We start from the raw sequence: 6482 nt of genomic DNA on the forward strand, positions 1-6482 counted from the left end.
CCGCGTCCGGAGTGCAGGTGCGCCGGGGCGCGGGCGCGCCGAAACTGCCGAAGGTCGCCGCGCGGGCCTGGCTGATCGCGGACGACGAGAGCGGCGAGGTCCTCGCCTCCTACCGGGCGCACCAGGCGCTGCCGCCCGCCTCGACGCTGAAGATGCTCTTCGCGGACACGGTCCTGCCGGAGTTCGCGCACGACCTGAAGCACAAGGTGACGGCCGAGGACCTCGCCGGGATCCCGTACGGCTCCAGCCTCGTCGGCGTCCAGGCCGGGACGACGTACACCGTGCACCAGCTGTGGCAGGGCGTCTTCCTGCGCTCGGGCAACGACGCGGTGCACGTGCTCGCCTCGATGTACGGCGGCGTCGACAAGACGGTCGCGGCGATGCAGGCCCGCGCGAAGGACCTGCAGGCGAACGACACCCATGTGGTCAGCCCCGACGGCTTCGACCACAAGGGGCAGGTCTCGTCCGCGTACGACCTCACGCTCTTCGCCCGCGCAGGCCTGAAGAACGACGACTTCCGCGGCTACTGCGCCACGAAGGTCGCCGACTTCCCCGCGGGCGGGAAGAAGACCTTCCAGATCCAGAACACCGACCGTCTGCTCACCGGGCAGGGCGTGGCGGCGTACGAAGGCCTCATCGGCGTCAAGAACGGCTACACCTCGCACGCGGGCAACACCTTCACCGGCGCCGCGACCAGGAACGGCCGCACCCTCCTCGTCACCGTCATGCACCCGAAGTCCGCTTACGAGGCGGTCTACGAGGACACGGCCGCACTGCTCGACTGGGGGTTCGCGGCGGGCGGCAAGGTGAGCGCCGTCGGCGAACTGGTCGCACCGCTGAGCGAGCAGCCGAAGACGGCGCCCTCCCCCGCCGCCGGCGCGGGGGCCTCCGCCGCGAGCCCGGTCACGTCCGCCGACTCGCACGGCGACGACTGGGCACTGGGCGGCTCGGCAGCGCTCGCCGCCGTAGCGGGCGGCGGCCTGTGGGCCCTACGACGCCGGGCGAGGCCTTCGGGCCGGAGGCGACGCCAGGACTGAGGGGGCGCGGCGGAGCTCCGCGGTCGTGGACACCTGGGTGTCCGGGTATCCGGGTGCCCGGGTGTCCGGGTGCCTGGTTGTCCGGGTGTCCGGGTGTCCGGGTGCCTGGTTGTCCGGGTGTCCGGCTAAACCCGCTCCTGCTCCGCCGTCCGCCGCCCGCCGAGCTGGTCGAGTGCCTCGCGCCACGGGGTGCGGCCGGGGTCGGTGAGCCGTACCTCGACGCGGCGGTGGTCGGTCTGGCGAACCCGGGCCCGGCCACGTACACCCTGCCGCTGGCCCTGCTCGCGCCCGCCCCGGCCGTCGTCGCGTACGGGATCGCGCCGGCCGGGCTGGGGTTCCTCAGCCCGGTGTGGGAGACGACGGTCCAGGCCGGGATCCCCGCCTCGGCGCTGGCCCGCGTCACCTCGTACGACTGGCTGCTGTCACTGGCCGCGATGCCCCTCGTCCATGCCCTCGCCCCGCCGGCGGCCGAGGCGTGGGGCACGTCCACACCCCTGTGGATCGCGGCCGCCGTCGTGGGCGTGGGGTGCGCGGGGACGGCGGCCGTGCCGGGGGTGCGGCGTCTCGCGGGGCCCGGCAAGGCGCCGCGGCCGTCTCGCGCTAAGGCGCCACGTCCACCTCGTCCGGCAGCTCCACGTCGTACACCAGTGGGTCATCGCCGACCGTGATGTGCCGTGCCACCGGCGCCTGTTGACGGTCCGTCACCACCAGGACGTACGCCCCGGACTCGGGCACCGACACGATGTACGAGCCGTCCGCGAGGGACGACACCCGGTCGAGCTGGCGGCCGCCCCGGGAGATCAGGGTCACCGTGGCGCCGGCCAGCGGGTCGCCGTCGACGGTGCGCAGGAAGCCGTGGACGACCGTGGCGCCCGCGCCCGCCCTCTCGGACCTCGGAGCCGGGACGGGCACCGCCGACGCCTCCTTCTCCCCGGTCTCCCCCGGCCCCCCGGGCTCCGCGGGTTCGACCGCGAGGTGCGGCAGCCTGCGCTCCAGCCAGGCGGGCAGCCACCAGTTGGAGCCGCCGAGCAGATGCATCGCCGCCGGGACCAGCGCCGTACGCAGGAGGAACGCGTCCAGGGCGACCGCCGCCGCGAGGCCGATGCCCGCCATCGCGCCCTCCGTGTCGCCGCTGAGGACGAACGCCGAGAAGACGCAGACCATGATCAGGGCCGCGCAGTTGATGACGCGGCTGGTCTCCGCGAGGCCGACCCGGACGGCGCGCGCGTTGTCCTTCGTGTGCACCCATTCCTCGTGCATCCGGCTCACCAGGAACACCTGGTAGTCCATGGAGAGGCCGAAGAGGAGGGAGAGCATGATCACCGGGAGGAAGGCCGTGATGGGCCCCTCCTTGCCCAGGCCGAGGGCCTCCGCTCCCCAGCCCCACTGGAAGACGGCGACGAGGACGCCGAACGAGGCCGCGGCCGCGATCAGGTTCATCAGCGCCGCCGTCAGCGGCACGACCAGCGAGCGGAACGCGACGAGCAGGAGCAGGAAGCCGAGCGCGATGATCGTGCCGATGAAGTACGGCAGACGGTCACCGGTCACCGACGCGAAGTCCTTGAAAACCGCGGTCACGCCGCCGATGTGCGCCTCGACCCCGGCCCGCGGCAGCACGTCGTCGCGCAGCCGGTCGATCAGCTCGTCCGTCCGCGCCGACTGCGGTGAGGACGTCGGCACCACCTGCACCACGGAGACGCCGTGCGCGGGCGGCGCCGCCGCGACCTGCGCGACGCCCTCCGTCGTACGGATCTTCGCCACGAGGTCGGACGCGTCCGCACCGCCCGGCACGACGACCTGCAGCGGGCCGTTGAAGCCGGGCCCGAAGCCCTCGGCCAGCAGGTCGTAGGCCTGCCGGGTCGTCGTGGACTCCTTGTGGTTGCCCTGGTCGGTGGCGCCGAGACGCAGCGACAGGACCGGGATCGCGAGGACCAGCATGACGACGACCGCCGCCGCGCCGATCGTGCGCGGCCGCTTCTGTACGTACGCCGACCAGCGCGCCGCGAGCCCGCTCGCCTCGGGCGACTCGGGACCCCGCGCGGCGAGCGTGCGGCGCTGGCGGCGGCTGAGCACGCGCGGCCCGAGGAGACCGAGCAGCGCGGGCAGCAGCGTGATCGCGGCGAGGACGGACAGGACGACCGTGAGGGACGTCGCGATGACCACGCCGTCGAGGAAGCGCAGGTTCATCACCAGCATCCCGGCCAGCGCGATGCAGACCGTGCCGCCCGCGAACAGGACGGCGCGGCCCGAGGTGTTGAGGGCCTGGACGGCCGCCTCTTCGGGTTCCAGGCCGCGTTGGATGCCGCGCCGGTGCCGGGTGACGATGAAGAGGGCGTAGTCGATGCCGACACCGAGGCCGATCAACGAGCCGAGAAGTGGGGCCACTTCGGGCACGTTCGTGACGTGGCTGAGCAGCATCGTCGTCATCATGCCCGTGCCCACGCCCATGATCGCGACGACGATGGGCAGTGCCATGGCGAACAGCGAACCGAAGGCGAGGAAGAGCACGACCGCCGCCGCGACGATGCCGACCGCCTCGGACAGGCCCTGCGGCGGTTCCTGGACGCGGGTGATGGCCTGGCCGCCCAACTCGACCTGTAGGCCGCGCCGTTCGGCGTCCTGCGCGCGGTCGACGACGTCCTGCACGAGCTCCTTGGGCACCTCGTTGGCCTGGTCGACGAAGGTCACCTGGGCGTAGGCGATGGTGCCGTCCCTGCTGATCTGCCCCGGTCCTGCCTGCCGGGCTGCGTTCCCGTAGGGGCCCGTGACCTCGCCGACGCCCTTCATCGCGGCGATGCCCCTCAGCGCGGGCTCGATCCGGGACCGTACCGCCTGATCCCGCACGGAGCCGGTGTCGGTCTTCCACACGACGGTGTCGGTGTCGCCCGAGCTCTCCGGGAACGCCTTCGCCATCAGGTCGTACGCCGTCTTCGAGTCGGTGTTCGGCAGAGAGAAGACGTTCGAGTAGTCGGTGCCTGCTGCCGTGCCGGTGACCCCGAGGCCGAACAGCGCCCCCAGCCACAGCACAAGGACCACGAGGCGGTGCGAGAAGCACCACCGTGCCAATGCCGTCACGTGCTCGCTCCTTGTCGATGCGCCCGCGTCGATGCGGGCGTCGAGGTGTGGGCGTCCCCCGGGCGTTCGGCCCTCAGCATCCGCCGCCCGGCCCGCCGGTCCGGACGACGCGGCCATGACTCTCAAGGAACTCCAAGGAGGCCGCGTGCCCTGGGTGCGGGGCGCGCACAGATACTGAACTCATGACTGTCAACGGCAAAAACCCCGCGACGGTACTCGTCGTCGAGGACGAGCCGAGCATCGCCGACGTCCTCGCGATCGCACTGCGCTACCACCACTTCGACGTGATGACGGCCGGTACCGTGCGCCAGGCCCTCACCCTCGCCGAGCGCACGCGGCCCGACGCGGCACTGCTCGACATCATGCTGCCGGACGGTGACGGACGCGCGCTGGGTCGTGAACTGCGGCTGCGGCGACCGGACTTGGCGCTCGTCTTCCTGACGGCACGGGACGCGCCCGCCGAGGTTGTCGGCGCGCTCGGCTTCAGCGACGACTACATCACCAAGCCGTTCAACATCGACGAGGTGGTCGCCCGGATCCACGCCGTGCTGCGCCGCACGCGCGCGACGGACGTCCTGCCGCAGCGGCCTCCGCTCACGTACGGTGATCTGGAGCTCGACGAGGCCACGTACACGGTCCACCGGTCGGGCAGCAGCGTGCAGTTGACGCCCACCGAGTACTCGCTGCTGCGCTTCCTCGTGCGCAACGGCGGCCGGATCGTCCCCAAGGAGCAACTGCTGCGGCACGTCTGGCAGTACGAGCACGCGGCCACCGCCGAATCGACCGTCGTCGAGACCTACATCAGCTATCTGCGCCGTAAACTCGACGCGCTGGGACCGCCGTTGATCACAACCCGGCGCGGTGTCGGATACGGTCTGGCCGCCCTGTGAGGCGGCGCCGGCGCGGCATGCACTCGCTGCGGGGCGGGCTGACCCTCGTGAACGTGGCGCTGCTCGCCCTCGGCATCGCCGCCGCCACCGCGGTCAGCCTGATGGGCATGCGGCACTACCTCCTGGACAACATAGACCAGGAGCTGCGGGCCTCGCGGACCTCCATCCAGCACACCGGGATCACCCTCAAACAGGTGCAAGCGCTCAGCGAGTTGGGCATCGCGCTCGACAGGGTGTCGCCGGGCGCGAACGCCCCGGTGAACTCCCTGCCACGGTCCGACTCGGTGTTCGTCGCCGTCGACGCGGACGGCGAACCCGTCGCCATCGGCTGGCTGCGGCCCACCGGGCGCCAGCGCGACCTGGCCGCCGCCGTCGACGATCCGGCGGTCCTCGCCCGCGACGGCGCCGTCCGCGACCTGACGCTGCACGGCGAGCCCTACCGCGCGGTGGGGGCCCGCCTCGCCGACGACACCACCATCCTGATGGCCGCCGACACCGGATCCGTGCAGTCCGGCATCCGTCCCGCCCTCAGGCTCGATCTCGCCTTCGGCGCCGCGCTGTTGCTGCTGCTCGCCGTCGTCACGATGATCGGCACGCACCGCCGTCTGCGCCCGCTGGAGGACATGGTGGAGACGGCGTCCGCGATCGCCGAGGGCGACCTGACGCTGCGCGTGCCCTCGCGCCGCGCGCCCGTCCAGGAGACCGAGCAACTGCGGCTCGCCCTCAACTCCATGCTGCACCAGGTCGAGTCGGCCTTCGAGACCCGCGAACGCAGCGCCTCCCAGCTGCGCCGCTTCGTCGCCGACGCCTCGCACGAACTGCGCACGCCGCTGTCCGCGATCCGCGGCTACCTCCAGCTCTACGACAAGGGCATGCTGCGCGACCCGGAGGAACGGGCCCGCGCCTGGCAGCGGGTGAACGCCGAGGCGGACCGCATGCAGCGCCTCGTCGACGAACTGCTCACCCTGGCCCGCCTCGACCAGTCGCCCGAACTGCGACTGCGGGGCGTCGACGTGAGCCGCCTCGTGCGCGACGCGGCGGACGACCTGCGGGTGCAGCAGCCCGAACGGCCGGTGACGGTGAACGCCGAGGGCGCGGTGCTCGTACGCGCCGACGAGTCGGGCCTGCGCAAGGTGCTGGGGAACCTGCTGGGCAACGTACGCGTACACACTCCCGCGGATGTGCCCGTCGCGCTGTCGGTGACGCGGGAGGACGGCGTGGTGCGCCTCACCGTCGCCGACGAGGGGCCCGGCCTCGCCGCACAAGACGCGGCACGTGTCTTCGACCGCTTCTTCCGGGCCGGCGGCGGCGCGGGCAGCGGCCTCGGCCTGGCGATCGTGCAGGGAGTGGTGACCGCCCACGGGGGCGAGGTGTCGGTACGGACGACACCGGGAGCCGGACTGACGGTGACCGTCGCGCTCCCGGCGGGGGCGGGGGGTCAGCGCGGTGCGGAGGGTGGGGGTGGTGCGGAGGGTGGGGG

At 72.6% G+C, this 6482-nt stretch carries 4 protein-coding genes and 1 pseudogene; 4 read left to right on the top strand and 1 reads right to left on the bottom strand.

From position 1 onward, the window contains the following. A partial coding sequence (locus tag G3I40_RS11545) for a serine hydrolase (RefSeq protein WP_164302074.1) occupies positions 1-1037 on the top strand: 1037 nt, incomplete at its 5' end. Positions 1038-1276: 239 nt separating this feature from the next. After that, a pseudogene (locus G3I40_RS11550) lies at positions 1277-1705 on the top strand (MFS transporter); the annotation flags it as partial. Here the strand turns inward: G3I40_RS11550 and G3I40_RS11555 are convergent. Continuing rightward, the gene (locus G3I40_RS11555) at positions 1638-4103 is read right to left on the bottom strand and encodes an MMPL family transporter (protein WP_164302077.1); all 2466 of its coding nucleotides are present in this window, start codon (positions 4101-4103) and stop codon (positions 1638-1640) included. The pseudogene G3I40_RS11550 and the gene G3I40_RS11555 overlap by 68 nt on opposite strands. 191 nt (positions 4104-4294) lie before the next feature. On the opposite strand from G3I40_RS11555, the gene G3I40_RS11560 reads away from it, so the two are divergent. Both G3I40_RS11560 and G3I40_RS11565 read left to right on the top strand, forming a co-directional pair. Further along, positions 4295-5002: a response regulator transcription factor gene (locus G3I40_RS11560; RefSeq protein ID WP_164302075.1), complete on the top strand. Its 708-nt coding sequence runs from the start codon at positions 4295-4297 to the stop codon at positions 5000-5002. A 17-nt stretch (positions 5003-5019) separates the two neighbouring features. Continuing rightward, on the top strand, positions 5020-6482 hold a 1463-nt coding region (locus G3I40_RS11565), incomplete at its 3' end, for a HAMP domain-containing sensor histidine kinase (protein ID WP_164302076.1).

The sequence above is a fragment of the Streptomyces sp. SID14478 genome (genome assembly GCF_010548525.1).
In the GTDB taxonomy this organism is placed as follows: Bacteria; Actinomycetota; Actinomycetes; order Streptomycetales; family Streptomycetaceae; genus Streptomyces.

What these genes read in the sequence shown, in the direction of transcription:
- G3I40_RS11560 (WP_164302075.1), top strand. Translation starts at nt 4,295, where the DNA reads ATGACTGTCAACGGCAAAAACCCCGCGACGGTACTCGTCGTCGAGGAC.